At 56.5% G+C, this 16,851-nt stretch carries 15 protein-coding genes; 8 read left to right on the plus strand and 7 right to left on the minus strand.

Annotation, left to right across the window (positions count from 1 at the left end):
* Nucleotides 1-2: 2 nt before the first annotated feature.
* Nucleotides 3-2,030 carry an NADPH-dependent 2,4-dienoyl-CoA reductase gene (locus tag GOV89_RS08410; RefSeq protein WP_171178253.1) on the minus strand — a complete coding sequence of 676 codons (2,028 nt, stop codon included), beginning with the start codon at nt 2,028-2,030 and terminating at the stop codon, nt 3-5.
* 137 nt (nt 2,031-2,167) lie between these two features.
* Here GOV89_RS08410 and GOV89_RS08415 point away from each other — a divergent pair, with 137 nt between their 5' ends.
* Together GOV89_RS08415 and GOV89_RS08420 are read left to right on the plus strand one after the other, a co-directional pair.
* Nucleotides 2,168-2,662 (plus strand): RNA pyrophosphohydrolase, encoded by a 495-nt coding sequence (locus GOV89_RS08415; protein WP_171178252.1) that lies wholly within the window; start codon nt 2,168-2,170, stop codon nt 2,660-2,662.
* A gap of 67 nt (nt 2,663-2,729) precedes the next feature.
* Nucleotides 2,730-3,374: a hemolysin III family protein gene (locus GOV89_RS08420; protein ID WP_171178250.1), complete on the plus strand. Its 645-nt coding sequence runs from the start codon at nt 2,730-2,732 to the stop codon at nt 3,372-3,374.
* A gap of 59 nt (nt 3,375-3,433) precedes the next feature.
* Here the strand turns inward: GOV89_RS08420 and GOV89_RS08425 are convergent, their stop codons facing one another.
* Nucleotides 3,434-4,423 (minus strand): adenosine kinase, encoded by a 990-nt coding sequence (locus GOV89_RS08425; RefSeq protein WP_171237946.1) that lies wholly within the window; start codon nt 4,421-4,423, stop codon nt 3,434-3,436.
* Nucleotides 4,420-5,064 carry an endonuclease III gene (gene nth, locus GOV89_RS08430; RefSeq protein ID WP_171237947.1) on the minus strand — a complete coding sequence of 215 codons (645 nt, stop codon included), beginning with the start codon at nt 5,062-5,064 and terminating at the stop codon, nt 4,420-4,422. Before nth ends, GOV89_RS08425 begins: the two co-directional genes overlap by 4 nt.
* 116 nt (nt 5,065-5,180) lie before the next feature.
* Here nth and GOV89_RS08435 point away from each other — a divergent pair, with 116 nt between their 5' ends.
* The gene (locus GOV89_RS08435) at nt 5,181-6,032 is read left to right on the plus strand and encodes a bifunctional helix-turn-helix domain-containing protein/methylated-DNA--[protein]-cysteine S-methyltransferase (protein WP_171178240.1); all 852 of its coding nucleotides are present in this window, start codon (nt 5,181-5,183) and stop codon (nt 6,030-6,032) included.
* 56 nt (nt 6,033-6,088) lie between these two features.
* Here GOV89_RS08435 and GOV89_RS08440 read toward each other — a convergent pair whose 3' ends face one another.
* Complete coding sequence (locus GOV89_RS08440) at nt 6,089-7,528, minus strand: aldehyde dehydrogenase family protein (protein ID WP_171178238.1); 1,440 nt, start codon at nt 7,526-7,528, stop codon at nt 6,089-6,091.
* Nucleotides 7,529-7,742: 214 nt separating this feature from the next.
* Here GOV89_RS08440 and GOV89_RS08445 point away from each other — a divergent pair, with 214 nt between their 5' ends.
* Nucleotides 7,743-8,393, plus strand: a complete 651-nt coding sequence (locus tag GOV89_RS08445; RefSeq protein ID WP_039543105.1) for a peroxiredoxin — start codon at nt 7,743-7,745, stop codon at nt 8,391-8,393.
* A gap of 227 nt (nt 8,394-8,620) precedes the next feature.
* Here GOV89_RS08445 and GOV89_RS08450 read toward each other — a convergent pair whose 3' ends face one another.
* A complete protein-coding gene (locus GOV89_RS08450) occupies nt 8,621-9,310 on the minus strand; it encodes an outer membrane protein (RefSeq protein WP_171178236.1) in 690 nt (229 codons plus the stop codon).
* 255 nt (nt 9,311-9,565) lie between these two features.
* On the opposite strand from GOV89_RS08450, the gene GOV89_RS08455 reads away from it, so the two are divergent.
* Nucleotides 9,566-10,201: a DUF1326 domain-containing protein gene (locus GOV89_RS08455; RefSeq protein WP_171178234.1), complete on the plus strand. Its 636-nt coding sequence runs from the start codon at nt 9,566-9,568 to the stop codon at nt 10,199-10,201.
* Between the two features lie 6 nt (nt 10,202-10,207).
* On the opposite strand, the gene GOV89_RS08460 is transcribed toward GOV89_RS08455, so the two are convergent.
* Together GOV89_RS08460 and pnp are read right to left on the minus strand one after the other, a co-directional pair.
* Entirely contained in the window at nt 10,208-11,212 is a 1,005-nt protein-coding gene (locus GOV89_RS08460) for a Hint domain-containing protein (RefSeq protein WP_171237948.1), read from the minus strand.
* A gap of 177 nt (nt 11,213-11,389) precedes the next feature.
* A complete protein-coding gene (pnp, locus tag GOV89_RS08465; protein ID WP_171178230.1) occupies nt 11,390-13,537 on the minus strand; it encodes a polyribonucleotide nucleotidyltransferase in 2,148 nt (715 codons plus the stop codon).
* 479 nt (nt 13,538-14,016) lie between these two features.
* On the opposite strand from pnp, the gene GOV89_RS08470 reads away from it, so the two are divergent.
* The 3 genes from GOV89_RS08470 (at nt 14,017) to GOV89_RS08480 (ending at nt 16,815) form a co-directional block, all read left to right on the plus strand.
* Nucleotides 14,017-15,618, plus strand: a complete 1,602-nt coding sequence (locus GOV89_RS08470) for a BCCT family transporter (RefSeq protein ID WP_171237949.1) — start codon at nt 14,017-14,019, stop codon at nt 15,616-15,618.
* A 479-nt stretch (nt 15,619-16,097) separates the two neighbouring features.
* A complete protein-coding gene (locus GOV89_RS08475; RefSeq protein WP_171237950.1) occupies nt 16,098-16,385 on the plus strand; it encodes a hypothetical protein in 288 nt (95 codons plus the stop codon).
* 28 nt (nt 16,386-16,413) lie between these two features.
* Complete coding sequence (locus GOV89_RS08480) at nt 16,414-16,815, plus strand: hypothetical protein (protein ID WP_171237951.1); 402 nt, start codon at nt 16,414-16,416, stop codon at nt 16,813-16,815.
* Nucleotides 16,816-16,851 lie beyond the last annotated feature (36 nt).

A 16,851-nucleotide genomic window follows, 5' to 3' on the forward strand; every position in this document is an offset into this window, starting at 1 on the left:
GCTTAAAGCTCGGCCGCCAATCGTGTTCCTTGATTGATCGCACGTTTGGCGTCCAGTTCGGCCGCTACATCCGCACCGCCGATTACGTGCGGGGTAACGCCGCGTTCGATCAGTGCGTCCGCGAGCGACCGGTCTGAAACCTGCCCGGCACACAAAACGATCGTATCCGCCGAGATCACTGTGGGGTCTGCACGGTCTTCGCCAAAGCTGACATGCAGGCCGTCGTCATCAATGCGCTCATAGTTCACGCCGCCCACGAAGTTGACGTTTTTCATCTTCAACGCTGCACGGTGAATCCAGCCAGTGGTTTTGCCCAATCCCTTGCCGTGTGCCTGTTTCTTGCGCTGTAGCAATGTGACCTGACGCGCTGGCGCGCTGGGTTGAGGCCCTTCTGGCGCAAGGCCCGAGCGGTGCTCGGCCGGGTCTGTCACGCCCCATTCCTTCATCCAAAGCGGCAAGTCGGTGGTTGCGCTGTGCCCGTCCTCCAAAAGAAATTCGGAGACGTCAAAGCCGATGCCACCTGCACCGATCACGGCGACAGATTCGCCGACTTCGGCCTTGCCACGCAGCACGTCGATATAGCTGAGGACATTTTTCCGATCCTGCCCGGGAATCTGTGGATCACGCGGGGTGACGCCGGTTGCGATGATCACTTCGTCAAAGCCGGCCAGGTCGTCGGCGCTGACCTCACGGTTCAATTCCACCTTCACGCCCAGATCGGCCATCATTGTGCGATACCAGTCGACCAGCCCCCAGAACTCTTCCTTGCCCGGCACCTGTTTGGCCATGTTCAACTGTCCGCCAATCTCTGCGGCGCGGTCAAACAAAGTCACGTCGTGACCACGCTGGGCGGCTGTCATGGCCGTGGACAGACCGGCGGGGCCCGCACCGACAATGGCAACGTTTTTCTGCGTTGTGGCGGGCTCAATCACCAGCTCAGTCTCATGACAGGCGCGGGGATTGACCAGGCATGTCGTCAGTTTGCCGCTGAATGTATGGTCCAAACAGGCCTGGTTGCAGGCGATGCAAGGCGCGATCTGCGCAGATTGTCCTGCGATTGCTTTGTTGACAAAATCCGCGTCCGCCAGCATCGGGCGGGCCATCGAAACCATATCGGCACAGCCGGTGGCCAAGACCTCTTCGGCGACCTCGGGCGTGTTGATCCGGTTTGAGGTGATCACAGGTATCGAAACCTTGCCCATCAACTTTTTCGTCACCCAAGCAAAGGCTGCACGCGGGACGCTGGTGGCGATGGTCGGAATCCGCGCCTCGTGCCAACCAATGCCGGTATTGATGATTGTGGCACCGGCCTTTTCTACTTCTTGCGCCAGTTGCACCACTTCTTCATGGGTTGAACCATTGGGGACCAGATCAATCATCGAAAGGCGGTAGATGATGATGAAATCGCGGCCAACGGCCTCGCGCGTGCGGCGCACGACCTCAATCGGCAGGCGCATTCTGTTTTCGTAGGACCCGCCCCAGCGGTCTGTGCGTTTGTTGGTATGGGTCACAAGGAACTGGTTCAGGAAATACCCTTCAGACCCCATGATCTCGACCCCGTCATAGCCCGCCTGTTGGGCCAGAACGGCGGCGTTTACAATGTCGCTGATCTGTTTTTCGATGCCGTCTTCATCCAGCTCATTTGGCGGAAAGGGAGAGATAGGGGACTTCACCGGGCTTGGGGCTACGCATTTCGGGCCATAGGCATAGCGGCCTGCGTGCAGGATCTGCATCGCAATCTTGCCGCCTGCTTCGTGCACCCGCTGGGTCACGATGGAATGGTTCGCCACCTCTTTTTCATTGGTCATCATCGACGCGCCGGGCAGAACCGAGCCCTCAAGATTTGGACCAATGCCACCTGTCACCATAAGCGCCACGCCGCCGCGCGCCCGGTCCGCATAGAATTCAGCCACCCGGTTCCAGTCACCGGTTTCCTCAAGCCCCGTATGCATCGAGCCCATCAGCACGCGGTTCTTCAGGGTAGTAAAGCCCAGATCCAGCGGGGCCAGCATGTTTGGGTACGCAGTCATGGCGAAACTCTCCCTCCCGAATATGCGAGTTAGATTGACCTTCGCGTCACCTTTGTCACGCGAAACCCCACGTCACCCTCTTTGCTGTTGCCCCTGTGGTTGTTAGAGGTTGGCGGAACAACCCGAAGAGGCCCCGTATGACCCCCGAAGACATCGCCAAGCTACCCTATCGCCCATGTGTGGGGCTAATGCTGATAAATGCGGACGGCAGGATTTTTGTGGGTCAGCGCAATGATCGCCACAAAGACGCGTGGCAGATGCCGCAGGGCGGCGTGGACAAAGGCGAAGACCCGCGCGATGCGGCCCTGCGCGAGTTGTGGGAGGAAACCGGGGTAACCTCGGACCTGGTGGAGATCGTGGCCGAAACCGACGGTTGGCTGCTCTACGATCTGCCGCAGGACATCGTGCCCAGGATCTGGAAAGGGCGCTATCGCGGGCAAGAGCAGAAATGGTTCCTACTGCGCTTTGTCGGTAAGGATGACCAGATCAACATCGAAACCGACCACCCAGAGTTTTCACAATGGAAATGGCAAGCGCCTGATCGGTTGATCGACGAGATCGTACCGTTCAAACGGGACGTGTACGAGCAAGTGCTGGCGGCTTTTGAAGACCACCTCGGCTCGTATAAGTGACGCTTGGGAAAGTTGGACATCCTTTTGGCGGGACTTTAGCGCAGAGCTGTTTTTTAACTGGCCAGTCATGATGCAAACAACCTATCCCAGCCCAATACGCGCGCATCGCACCGCGGACATGGTTGTCCATGTGATCGGGTTGTCCTTGATCCTGACGGCTGGGGGTTTGCTGATCGTGAACGCCTATCAGCGTCTGGATGTCGCGCTGCTTTTTGCTGTCATCGTTTATGTTCTTTGCGCGCTAGCGTCGAACCTTGCGTCTTGTGCCTATCATTTCGCGCCCTGGCATGACCGTCGCAAGTTGTTGCGCCGTATCGACCACGCCGCGATTTATCCCAGTATCTGCGGGACGTTCACACCATTCTTCGTTCAGGCGGGCACGGCATGGACCATGACCTTGCTTTGGGTGTGCTGGGGGCTGACCATCGCAGCCGTCTGGAACAAGATCGCGAATGAGACGGTTAAGTCGCGATGGTCGACGGCGTCATACCTTGGTTTGGGTGGTATCGGTTTAGGCGCAATCCCAGACATGACCACCGTTCCCGCAGCCACCCTTTGGTGCATTGCGGGCGGTGCAGTCAGCTATGTCGTTGGAACGATGTTTTACGCCCAAAAGACACTGCCGTTTCGTTATGCGATTTGGCACGTCTGGGTGAACCTGGGTGGGGTTCTGATGTTCGTCGGAATCTGGCTGGCGCTGTTTTCTAACTAAAGGGTAGGGTTGGGGCGCTGACGCCCCAATCCATTTTGTGAAAAGGATTCGATCCGAGGTCAGAGCAACCCTTCGGCGCGCAGCAATTCCTGCATGTTTGCCTCGGGGCGCGGACCGATATGGCTGATGACTTCGCGGGCACAGACATTGCCGATCTTTGCACAAGTCTCGTAATCTCGACCTGTGGCCATGCCAAACAGGAAGCCCGCAGCAAACTGATCGCCAGCACCTGTTGCATCCACGGGCACAATCTTTTCAACCGGCACGTCAATGCGGTTGTCACCACTCAGAACAGTGACACCGTCGCCTGACCGGGTGCAGACCACCAGCGGACAGATTGCGGCTGTTTTGGCCAGCGCTTCCTCCAAGTCGTCGGTTTCGAACAGAGATTTGATCTCGGCCTCGTTGCCGATCACGAAATCCAGCTCATTCTCGATCAGCAACAGGAAATCGACCCGGTGACGTTCCACGCAGAACGGGTCGGAAATGGCGATACCGGCCTTGCCACCACCCTTATGACAGGCACGTGCAGCTTCAAGAAACGCGGCTTTGCCTTTTTCTTTGTCGAACAGATAACCTTCGAGGAACATGATCTGGCTGTTGCCTGCAACATCATCCGAAACGTCCTGCGAAGACAGCTCGGACGAAATCCCCAGATAAGTGTTCATCGACCGCTCGCCATCGGGCGACACAAAGATCATCGAACGCGAGGTCGGCAGCTCTCCTCCCGGGACCGGGGGGTTCACGAAGTCAACGCCGTCTTCGTTCATCGCATCCGCATAGAACCGCCCCAGCGCGTCGTCATGCACGCGCCCGATAAAAGCGGCGTCCAGTCCAAGGGCACCGGCACCTGCAATCGTGTTGGCGACCGAACCGCCAGGCGTCTGCACGCGGCCTTCCATCGAGGCATAGAGAACTTCACCGCGCTCCTGCTCGATCAGCTGCATGATGCCTTTCTCGATGCCCATCAGTTCCAGGAAACTGTCGTCGGCCTGGGAAATCACGTCTACGACGGCATTTCCGATGCCGGTCAGTTGGTAAGTTTTCATTGGGTTTTGTCCTCGAATCGACAGAGATCACGGATGATGCAGGTCGGGCATTGCGGCTTGCGTGCCTTGCAATGGTACCGGCCATGCAGGATCAGCCAGTGATGCGCATGTAGTTGAAAGTCAGCAGGTATGTTGTCTTCGATGGCGCGCTCGACTGCGTCTACGTCCTTGCCGGGGCAAATGCCGGTTCGGTTGCCTACGCGAAAGATGTGCGTATCAACCGCCTGCGCGGGTTGCCGCCACCACATGTTCAGCACCACATTGGCCGTCTTGCGGCCTACACCGGGTAGGGATTGCAACGCGGCGCGTGAGTTGGGCACCTCGCCATCATAGTCCTCGACCAGAATTCGGCTGAGTTTGATGACATTCTTCGCCTTTTGGCGGAACAGGCCTATGGTCTTGATATGTTCGATCAGACCCTGTTCGCCCAGGTCCAGCATCTTTTGTGGTGTGTCGGCGATCTTGAACAGCTCGCGCGTGGCTTTGTTGACGCCAGCGTCGGTCACTTGCGCCGACAGCGCCACGGCCACGACCAGGGTATAGACGTTCACATGCTCCAGCTCGCCCTTGGGTTCGCGGTCGGCGTCCTGAAAGCGCGTAAAGATCTCGCGGATCGTATGATAATCGAGTTGCTTTGCCATCCGGGCCTTAATGCCGCCCAAGGTCCCGTGACACAAGCCCAAAGCCAATGCGCAAGTTCCGGGTCGCTTGGGCGTGGCCTGCGCGCTATGGTTTTGTCAGGAAATGAGGTGGAACCATGAATGTCCAGACCCCGGAAAGCGGATACCACTACAACGTCATGCGCCGCGCGATCGATCTGATCGATCAGGGCGGCGAGGGCCTTAGCCTTGATGAGCTGGCCCACCAGATGGATATGAGCCCGGCCCATTTCCAACGTCTGTTCTCGCGTTGGACTGGGGTGTCACCGAAGAGATACCAGCAGTACCTGACACTAGGCCATGCAAAGGCATTACTGCGGGAACGATTCACCACGCTGGAAACGGCACATAACGTTGGCCTCTCGGGCAGCGGACGCCTGCATGATTTGTTCCTGAAATGGGAATCCATGAGTCCCGGCGAATACGCCCGCAAGGGTGAAGGTCTCACGATCTATTGGGGTTGGTTCGAATGCCCCTTTGGTCCTGCGCTTGTCATGGGAACAGACAAAGGTATCTGCGGCATGGCCTTTGGGGCAGAGACCGGGGAAGAGGCCGCGATGGAGGACATGATTTCGCGCTGGCCCAAAGCGGATTTCGTCGAGGATCCGATGCGTTTGCGTCCTTGGGTGCTCAGCGCTTTTGGGGCTGCCAGCGACCGGTTGGAACCAACGCCGCTTTACCTGATCGGATCGCCCCTGCAGATCAAAGTGTGGGAAGCGTTGATGCATATCCCATCAGGACAAGTCACCACCTATTCCGAGATCGCGCAGCGCGTAGGCTCGCCACAAGCCGTGCGTGCGGTGGGAACGGCAGTTGGGCGTAACCCGGTTAGTTGGTTGATCCCCTGTCACCGCGCGCTGCGCAAATCGGGTGGCCTTGGCGGCTATCACTGGGGCCTACCGGTAAAGCGGGCCATGCTGGCGTACGAAGCTGCTCAGGCGGATGCCTGAGACATAGAGTGAGGCATCCTAAGGTGCCTCACGCTTGGTTCACGTTGCAATCTGGCTTATTCTGCAGCCCAGCCGCCGACGGCTTTGATTTCCAGAAAGTCTTCCAGACCAAAGACACCGCCTTCGCGCCCGTTGCCAGATTGCTTCATGCCGCCGAACGGAGAGCCCGCGCTGCGTGATTGACCATTCATTTCAACCATGCCCGAGCGTAAGACCCGCGCCATGCGATTGGCTCGCGCGCCGTCTTGGGTCTGAACATAGTTGGTCAGGCCATAGGGCGTGTCGTTGGCTATCTCGATGGCTTCTTCTTCGGTGTCGAAGGGGATCATGGTCAGAACCGGACCAAAGATCTCTTCGCGTGCGATGGTCATCTGGTTGTTGGCGTCGGCAAAAACCGTCGGGCGGACATAGTAGCCCTTGTTCAGCCCCTCGGGCCGTCCGGTGCCACCGGCGACCAAACGCGCGCCTTCGTCAATGCCCTTTTGAATCAGATCCTGAATCTTGGTCCACTGAACCTCATTCACCACCGGACCGATATGGCGGCCCTCTTCCATTGCGGGACCAACCTTGACCATGTTTGCAACCTCGGCCGCCGTTTCCACTGCCTTGTCGTAGATCGGGCGTTGAACAAGCATCCGGCTGGGGGCGTTACAGCTTTGGCCGGTGTTTTGCATCATGTGCAGCACGCCGCGTTTGACCGCCTTCTCGTCGGCGTCCTCAAAGACCACATTGGCACCTTTGCCGCCCAATTCCAGATGCACTTTTTTGAGCGTCTCGGCTGCGTTCTTCGAAATCGCCGTGCCAGCACGGGTTGAGCCGGTAAAGCTGACCATATCGACATCCTTATGGCCCGATAGCTGAGAGCCAACGCCCACCCCGTCACCGTTGACCAGATTGAACACACCGGGTGGGAAGCCTGCCTCGTCCATCATCTCGGCAAAGATCATCGCGTTCAACGGGCTTTGTTCTGACGGTTTCAAAACCATCGTACAGCCCGCAATTGCCGCCGCGCCGACCTTGAGCGTGATCTGGTTCATAGGCCAGTTCCAGGGTGTGATCAGCGCGGCAACGCCAACAGCCTCGTAAATGATCCGGTCATTTGGTGCGTGATCTCCAAGCGGGCGCTCAAACTCGAATGCTTTGGCAGCGCGAATGAAGTTCTTCAGATGGTAGATGCCCGCCCCAGCCTGCGCCGAACGGGCCAGATCGATGGGCGCCCCCATCTCAAGCGACATGGCTTGCGCCAGATCCTCGGACCGCGCCGCATAAAGATCCACCAGTTTTTCAACCAGCGCTATGCGGGTTTCCACCGGGGTTTCCATCCAGCCGGGAAGGGCGGCCTTGGCCGCCGCGACGGCTGCATTTGTGTCGGCTTCCGCGCCAAGCGAAATCACTGCGCAGGGTTCTTCGGTCGAGGGGTTTATGACCTCGAAATCATTGGGCTGCGACGGCGCGACCCAATGACCGTTAATATAGAAATCCCGTTTTTCGATCATCGTGCGCCCTCCTGAAGGTTCAGCCTTAAATCGGTGTTTCGGACACACTCTGTCACCCATACTTAGACTGGGCAATAGTGAATTTGATCAAATTATTTTCTTGGGAGGTCTGTAAATTCCTTATCCCTAGACGCATAGGATGGTTTAACCTGCGCGCAAAGTGATTAGGTTCCAAGCAACCGACTCAGGTTTTTAACAGGAAAGGAGATGCCCCATGGGTTTGCGCATCAACGATACCGTCCCAAATTTCACAGCAGAAACGGATCAGGGTACCGTTCAGTTTCACGACTGGATCGGCGACAGCTGGGCCATTCTGTTCTCGCACCCAAAGGATTTCACGCCTGTTTGCACCACCGAGTTTTCTGCCGTTGCGCAACTGAATGACGAATGGGCTGCGCGCAACACCAAGGTGATCGGTGTTTCGGTCGACGGGGTCGAGGACCACAAGAAGTGGAAAAAAGACATCGAAGAATACGGCAAAGCCAATCCTGGTTTCCCGATCATCGCCGATGACGGACTGGCTGTGTCCAAAGCCTTCGATATGCTGCCCGCTGAAGCGTATCTGCCGGACGGTCGCACTCCTGCAGACAGCGCCACTGTGCGTTCAGTCTTCATCATCGGCCCGGACAAGCAACTGAAGCTGTCGATGACCTATCCGATGACCGTGGGCCGGAACTTTGCCGAGATCCTGCGTGCGCTGGACGGGCTGCAGATGTCAGCCAAGGGTGTTGCGACACCGGCCAATTGGGTTCCGGGCGAGGACGTAATTATCCCGCCGACCGTTTCCAACGAAGATGCCAAGGCCAAGTTTGGCGAGTTTGAGACGATCTTCCCATATCTGCGCAAGACCAAAGCACCGTCCTAAGGCGGGCTGAAAGTTGGGGGGCCGTTGGCTCCCCAATCGCGTCTATAGGAATTTTTCCCAAAATGTGTTTAGCGTCGGATGCAACTGGCGGTTGCTGATCGCATGGCAATCCGCAGAATGTTTGATCTGCGCTTTATTTTGTCGATTTTTTCAGAATGCCCCCGCACCAGAGGCGCGAGGGCATAACGGGGAAGGGAAACCGGAGAGAAACCTAACCCCCGATTTTATCAAAACTTGTAACGAAGCCCGAAGTTAACGCTGAATGTATCCAGGTCGTCTTCAACCGTTCCCGTCAAAGCGCCGTTCGGGGCCAACCGCTGCGACGACACATCAAAGGCGCGGGCATAGCGGGCGTCTACGGTAAGGGCGGTTGACGGGTTGATGTCATAAGCCACGCCAGCGATCACCTGAGCCGCAAAAGCAGTGTCGCTGTCATCCAGCGCCACACCGGGGCCGTAAGCAAAATCCAGATCCGAATAAGTCGCGCCCAGACCAAAGCCTGCAAACGGGGTCAGCGCACCGGATTGTTTGAAGTCGAACAGCACGTTGGCAAAGAGCGAAGTTTGCGACACGTCGCCGGAAATATTGCCTTCCGGTGCCGGACCGTTGCCCGAGAAATTTACACCATCCACGTCGCTTTCGCGGTATGATAATTCCAGTTCAATACGCGTTCCGACCGTGTCGTTGGACCACTGCGGGATCTCTTTACCGATAGCCACACCCAGGCCAAAACCTGCATCAAAATCCGTATCGACAGATTGGGTCGCGCCGCCAATCGCGCCAGAGAAATTGCTGTCCTGCAACTGACTGTAGCCAATGAAGCCTTGAACATAGGTGCCGTCACCCAGGCTTTGCGCGGTTGCTGCAGTTGAGCCCAGCATCAGGGCGGCGGAGGTCAGGATGAAACGACTAACCATGATCATGTCCTTTGTTCCAAAACGTTTCCACACGTAAATCGTGTGTCTGGCGTTGCATGGAAAGGGCTTGGGCGGTCACATCGGATCACTCTAAATTGGGTCCGTGTGATAGAATAATTCGCTTTATCAAATTGTTGTCGCTCGACAGCAGCAGGTTGGTTTCTGATCTGCGCAGGGATGTGCTAGTATGGCTGAAGGGGGCTGTTCCACAGGCGAAGGCCATCGGGATTTCACTGTACTTTGCAGGAGAGAACCATGGCGTTTACAGATTGGTATGTTGAAGGAGAAAGCTTCGGTAACTGCAATTGCGGTTATGCTTGTCCCTGCCAATTCGAAGAACTGCCCACGCATGGGGATTGCCGGGGCTTCGAGGTGCTTGAGATTGGCAAGGGGCATTTTGGCGACACTGATCTTTGCGGTGCCAAAGCTGCTCTGATTTATGCCTGGCCAGGGCCGATTTTCGAAGGTGGCGGGGAAATGCAGGTGATTGTTGATCCTGCGGCGAGCCCTGCGCAGCGCGCTGCGCTGGAAAAGGTCTTTCATGGAGAAGAAACAGAAGAGATGGCGACGCATTGGTACGTGTTCCGTGCCATGTGCGATAAGGTGCACGAGACTCTCTATTTGCCGATTGAGTTCGAGATGGACATGGAAGAGCGTACTGCCCACGTGTCCATCGGAGATGTGCTGAGCTCGACGGGTCGTCCCATAGAAGCCCCACATGGCGGGGGCGCGCATCGCGTACGCATCGAAATTCCCGGGGGCATCGAATTCTCTGTGGCCGAGATCGGCAGCGCCACAACACGCGCAGATGCGGCGATCAAGCTGGATTTGAAAGACAGTTATGGCCAATGGCACGTCCTGAAACATGGGCCGAGTGGCGTCTTTCACTAGATGATGTCAGGCGGCCCTCTTCTGCAGGTTTGGACTTGTCTGCCAATTTGGAACCATCAGCTCTGATTTCAGAATTTCGGCCTCAAAGGGTTTTAGAACCGGCAGTACCGTTGGCCCGTAATCTTGCGCGCCGCGCGACAGGTCTGGGAACAGGTCGAACAACCTGCGCAGGGTGGCAGGTTCCATCGCACTGAGGGTCGTGTCGCCGGGATAGAAGGATTCGGACCAGATCCCTTCGACATTCACCAGCTCATGCTGATCTAAAAGGATGTGAACATATTCGACCCCCTGCGCAGGCAGGTCCTGTACAATGCTTTGCCCGTTGATCAACGCCTTTGCCGGGGTCAGCATCACGGTCTCGCCATGCATCAGCTCCATCATCGCTGATGTCACGGCGACCCGATGTTGCGGCGACACCAGCAGATCGCGCGTGGGGGCGTTTTGCCCGAAACAGCCCGCCTTCAAGCGCACTGGGCACAGATGCGGAGACGAACGCAGCTCTTGCGTCGACAAATGCCGTCGCCCGATCCAGCGCACTGGCCGGATGCGCCCATCTGTGGTCAGGACAGGATCCCCCGGTACCAGTTCTTCCACCTGGCGCTGCCCGGAGGGCGTCAGGATCAGCGACCCCGTGGTGAAACACACGAAAGAGGGTAGGCTCTGATACGGGGTAGAAGTTGCGGTGCCGCCAAAGCTGGTGTCTTCGATGGTGTCATTCAGCGCAGCCTGCCCCGAAGTGACGATGATATAGCGCGGGTTGCTGAACTGGATCAGGGTGAAACTGACAGGCGCGCCGTTGATCGTTCCGGAATATGTCTCGAACGTACTGAAATTCTGAGACGAGGCGGTAAAGCCCGGCAGCCCGGAAAGATCCAATTGGGTGCTGTCGGGGTCCGGGTCATCCAGGATCGCGTCGTTATCAGTTACTTCAACAGAATACGCGGCCGTGATATCGACGTTGCGCATGCTGAACGGGTCTGCACTGATTTCATAGACGGTAATCGTGGCCACGGTCGCACAACATCCCTAAGAGCAACAAAATTACCCTTAAGGTTGTGCTAATACGTTTAAGAATCGTTAATGGTTGATTTACCAAGGCCAGAGTATGGGGGCGTGATTGATGACATCTCCAAACAAAAAAGACCCCGGACAGTGCCGGGGCCTTTCGAGCTTGAAGAAAGTTACAGATTACTCTGCGTCTTCTTTCTTTTCTTTCTTCTCGGGAACGACCTCTTCGCCGGTTTCCTGATCGACGACTTTCATCGACAGGCGGACCTTGCCGCGATCGTCAAAGCCCAGCAGCTTGACCTTCACTTCCTGACCTTCCTTCAGAACGTCTGACGGATGGTTCAGGCGGCGATTTTCGATCTGGGACACGTGGACCAGACCGTCGCGCTTGCCAAAGAAGTTCACGAAGGCGCCGAAATCGACGATCTTGACCACTTTACCGGTGTAGATCTGACCTTCTTCCGGTTCGGCCACGATCGAATAGATCATGTCATAAGCCTTCTGGATCGATTCACCGTCGGGCGATGCGATCTTGATGACACCGTCGTCGTTGATGTCGACCTTAGCACCCGAGGTTTCCACGATCTCGCGGATGACCTTACCGCCCGAGCCGATCACTTCGCGGATCTTATCGGTCGGGATGTTCATGGTTTCGATGCGCGGGGCGTGGACCGAGAATTCGTTGGTCTCGGACAGGGCTTTGCCCATCTCGCCCAGAATGTGCATCCGGCCCTCTTTGGCCTGTGCCAGAGCGGTTTCCATGATCTGCGGGGTGATACCTGCGACCTTGATGTCCATCTGCAGCGAGGTGATGCCGTTTTCGGTACCTGCCACTTTGAAGTCCATGTCGCCCAGGTGGTCTTCATCACCCAGAATGTCGGTCAGAACAGCATAGTCGCCATCATCTTCCAGGATCAGACCCATGGCCACACCGGCAACCGGTGCTTTCAGCGGAACACCTGCGTCCATCATCGACAGCGAACCACCGCAGACAGAAGCCATCGAGGAGGAACCGTTGGATTCCGTGATCTCCGACACCACGCGAACGGTATAGGGGAAGTCGGTTGGCGCAGGCAGAACCGCTTGCAGCGCGCGCCATGCCAGCTTGCCGTGGCCGATTTCACGACGGCCGGGCGAACCAACGCGGCCAACTTCACCCACCGAATATGGAGGGAAGTTGTAGTGCAGCAGGAAGTTCGATTTGAAGTTGCCATGCAGCGCGTCGATGAACTGTTCGTCGTCACCGGTGCCCAGCGTGGTTACAGCCAGCGCCTGTGTCTCACCACGGGTGAACAGGGCGGAACCGTGGGTCCGGGGCAGCAGCGAGGTTTCGGCTTCGATGGCGCGCACATCGGTGGTCGAACGACCGTCGATGCGCTTGCCGCCTTTGACGACGTCACCGCGCAGAATACCGGCTTCCAGCTTTTTCATCGCCGAGCCAAGATTGGCGTCTTCCAGCTGTTCCTCGGTCAGCGCTTCTTTGATCGCTTCACGGGCAGCGGCAACAGCTGCGGTGCGCTCTTGCTTGTCGGTGATCGCGAAGGCGGCGCGCATCTGTTCTTCACCGGCAGCGGAAACAGCGGCGTACAGCTCCGAGTAATCGGGAGCGACGAACTCAAACGGCTCTTTCGCGGTTTCTTCGGCCAACGAGATGATCAGGTCGATGACCGGCTGGATTTGCTCATGCGCAAAGGTCACGGCGCCCAGCATTTCGGCTTCGGACAGTTCATAAGCTTCCGACTCCACCATCATCACGGCGTCTTTGGTACCGGCCACAACCAGGTCCAGACGCTGTTCGGGGTTCAGGCGCAGGTCCTGCATATCGTCCACGGTCGGGTTCAGGACGTATTCGCCATCCACGAAACCAACACGGGCACCAGCGATCGGGCCCATGAACGGGGCACCCGAAATGGTCAGGGCAGCCGAAGCAGCGATCATTGCAACGATGTCGGGGTCATTGACCAGATCGTGGGACAGCACGGTGCACATCACCAGAACTTCGTTCTTGAAGCCGTCAACGAACAGCGGGCGGATCGGACGGTCGATTAGACGCGCGGTCAGCGTCTCTTTTTCGGTCGGGCGCGCTTCGCGCTTGAAGAAGCCACCCGGAACCTTACCGGCGGCATAGTATTTTTCTTGGTAGTGTACGGTCAGCGGGAAAAAGTCCTGACCGGGCTTTTGTTGCTTGGCAAAGGTCACGTTGGCCATGACGCTGGTTTCGCCCAGCGTGGCAATCACGGTGCCGTCGGCCTGACGGGCAACCTTGCCGGTTTCCAGTGTCAGCGTCTCTTCGCCCCACTGAATCGATTTCTTCGTTACATCAAACATATGCGTATCCTAGAACGGAGCACTCCCGCCCCTGCGGGTCTCCGGTTTGCATGGCGGCCCCATTGCCGCCGACCCCACTTTATCTTCCATTCGAGTGCCAGGGTCAGGGCACAACGTCTCAGATAACGCGCGCATACATGAGAATGCGTTGGAAGGAAAGAGAAACCGCATCCGGCGGCCGGATCATGCTGAGACAGATCGAAGCTTTCCTTTTGTACGTAATTTTCAGGTCAGGGCATGAAACTGAACGTCGTGAAACAGGGCGTTTTTTCCGGGCAGGGGATAATAAATCGCAAAAAAATTTTATCGCTAACATAGGTGAGATCGAATGCAATTGAAAAAATAGCAAGGCTGTATAAGCTCTTACGAACCAGCCTGCGGTCGAAATGACGGAAACGCGCCAAGGGGGTAACTATCTCATAACCGTCCGCCGACCGAATACCTTGGCGTTTGCAAAAAGCGAACAGAAGGGCAATCGAATGGCACAAACAAAGAAGATGCTGGATCCGGACCCCCGGATTTACGACTTCGAAACGGAATATGAGCTGGGTCAGGATAACGTCCGGCCATTTGGTCTGGATATTCACAACCCGGTCTTTCTGATCTCGAGTATTTTGATCTTTGCGTTCGTTCTGATCGCATTGGCCAACCAAGAGGCTGCGGCTTCTTTCTTCGGCTGGCTCCGGCCCTGGCTGACCAGCACGTTTGACTGGTTCCTGGTTCTTTCGGTCGACGCAATTACCCTGTTTTGTCTGGTTCTGATCATTCTGCCGGTCGGCAGTGTTCGGATCGGCGGCAAGGATGCCAAGCCTGACTATTCCTATGCCGGATGGATCGCGATGATGTTCGCCGCCGGTATTGGTATCGGTCTGCTGTTCTTTGGCGTGATGGAGCCGGTCTATTATAACTTTGCCGAAAGCGGGAATGCGCGGCCCTTGGGCATTGATATTGCCGTTCCGGGCAATGAATACATCGGCATCGTCGGCACAATCCATCATTGGGGGCTGGAAGGCTGGGCGGTCTATGCCGCTGTGGGTCTGAGCCTTGCGATTTTTGCCTATAACCTGAATCTGCCACTGACCCTGCGCTCGGCCTTTTATCCAATCCTGGGCGAGCGTGTCTGGGGCTGGTGGGGCCATATCATCGACACGCTTGCGGTGTTTGCGACGTTGTTCGGCCTGACGACCTCTTTGGGTCTTGGGGCGCAGCAAGTTGCGGCGGGGCTGAACGAGGTGTTCGGCATCGAACCCAGTCCGACCGTGACCGTGCTGCTGATCATCGGCATCACCATGATCGCGCTGGGATCAGTCCTTATGGGCATGGATGCAGGCGTGAAACGGCTGAGTGAGATCAACATGATCATGGCTGTGGGCCTGTTCCTTTTCGTCATTGTTGTCACCGGCGTTGGCACAGCCGTCGCGCGGTATTTCAACGTGATGGTGGATTACGTGACGCACCTTCCGGCGCTGTCGAACCCGTTCGGGCGAGAAGACACCAGCTATTTCCACGGCTGGACGACCTTCTACTGGGCCTGGTGGATCGCATGGTCGCCGTTTGTAGGCATGTTCATCGCCCGCATCTCCAAGGGACGCACGGTGCGAGAGTTCATCCTCTGCGCGCTGCTGGCCCCGACGGCAGTCTGCGCCCTGTGGATGTCGACCTTCGGCGGTGCAGCCATCGACATGCTGAACGCAGGCGGAGCGGAAGGTGTCCGCGCCACCGTGATCGACAGCTACGCCCCCGAAGGCGCGCTGTTCGGCTTCCTGAAAGAGCTGCCGCTTTATGGCATCGTCGCGCCCATCGCGTTGATCCTGATCGTGGTGTTCTTTGTCACCTCGTCCGACTCGGGTTCGCTGGTAATCGATACGATTACGGCGGGCGGCAAGATGGATGCGCCAGTTGTACAGCGCGTGTTCTGGTGCACGCTCGAAGGCCTGGTGGCCATCGCCCTGCTGCTTGGAGGCGGGTTGTCCGCCCTGCAGGGTGCTGCGGTTTCAACAGGGATACCGTTCACGCTAGTGGTCCTGATAATGTGCTACTGCCTGTGGCTGGCGCTAAAGTCGGAGAAGGCGAAGATGTAAGTTCTACGCGCGAAAACAACGAAACGCCCGCCATTTGGCGGGCGTTTTGAGTCCCTTATCGGACCTTCACCGAACATTGAGGATTTGACTGTGAGGCAAGTTGCAAACTGCAGGTTCCGGACGTTCAAAATCAGGTATCGGTTGGCTGGCGAGCGAACAAAACCCCAAACCTAAAGTCGGCTTCCGTCATGATGCTCGTGTGACCCGAGACAGCATTAACATTATTGAAATAACTGATAGCCGCAATCTAATGTGTAAGACAGGTTTTAGGGACCAAAAACCAAGACGATTCAGGTTGGGTATTGTGATGACGTTAAAGTTCTTTTGGACTGGCTTGCTCTTTTTTTCTTATCCCTTTGTCTGCTGAAGCGGACACTGCATTCTTCAAGATTTGTCAAAACTACCGATCAGGTCAGTTCCGGTCTTGCACCCCATTGGACAAAATCGAATTCACTGCTTTGGGTACGGAAGTTCTTCACGTGTATTCGGATTTGACATGGGCTCCAGATGGTGCTCGCCAGCACCCAGACATCTATCTTCGATGGCTACATGTCTCGCCGGATGGCACGGAGACGCTGGTTGCATCTTACCCGGATGTGCCAGCTTATCGCTGGCGACCGTCCCAGACCGTTCCTGTTACACGCTGGCATATTGAAGTCACAGTTTGGAAGGACCTCGAAGGTAGTTTTGTCTTTCAGGCCTATACGCAGCCCGCGGCAATCGAGGACAGCCTGATCGAACAACTTTCGGTGCCTGTGATCAAGTAACTAAGGGAGAAGCCCGTTGAGATATTTGATGAAATTTTCAGCAATTATTCTAGTTGCTCTGTCTATGTTTGCGCCGTTCGCCAGTGCGCAAGAAACTACCTTTAGTGGCGAAGCTCTACGCACTTTATTTACATCGTTAAATGGGCGCATAGATGAAATCGCAAACGGTAGCCGAGCATCGCATGCCGAGTTGGCAGAAGAACTCAATAGGCTTGAATCTTCAATGAATGAATTTCGTTTGCTGGAAGATCGCATTTCCGAGCTCGAAACTGCTGTGGAAGCCACGGGTGTTTTGCGTGATGAATTGCTAGAAGCGATTGAGGTTTCATCTGCATTAAACGATGCGTTGGAAGATGTTAAAAATAATTCTTCTGCTGCACTACAAAGTGCCGAAGATGCTCAAACCAGCGCTAGGCTCAGGACCCATTGATTTCCGTTTGGTTGCGTGATTCACGGGCCGAAAAAC

The organism is Ruegeria sp. HKCCA5763, from assembly GCF_013034545.1.
Lineage (GTDB): Bacteria > Pseudomonadota > Alphaproteobacteria > Rhodobacterales > Rhodobacteraceae > Ruegeria.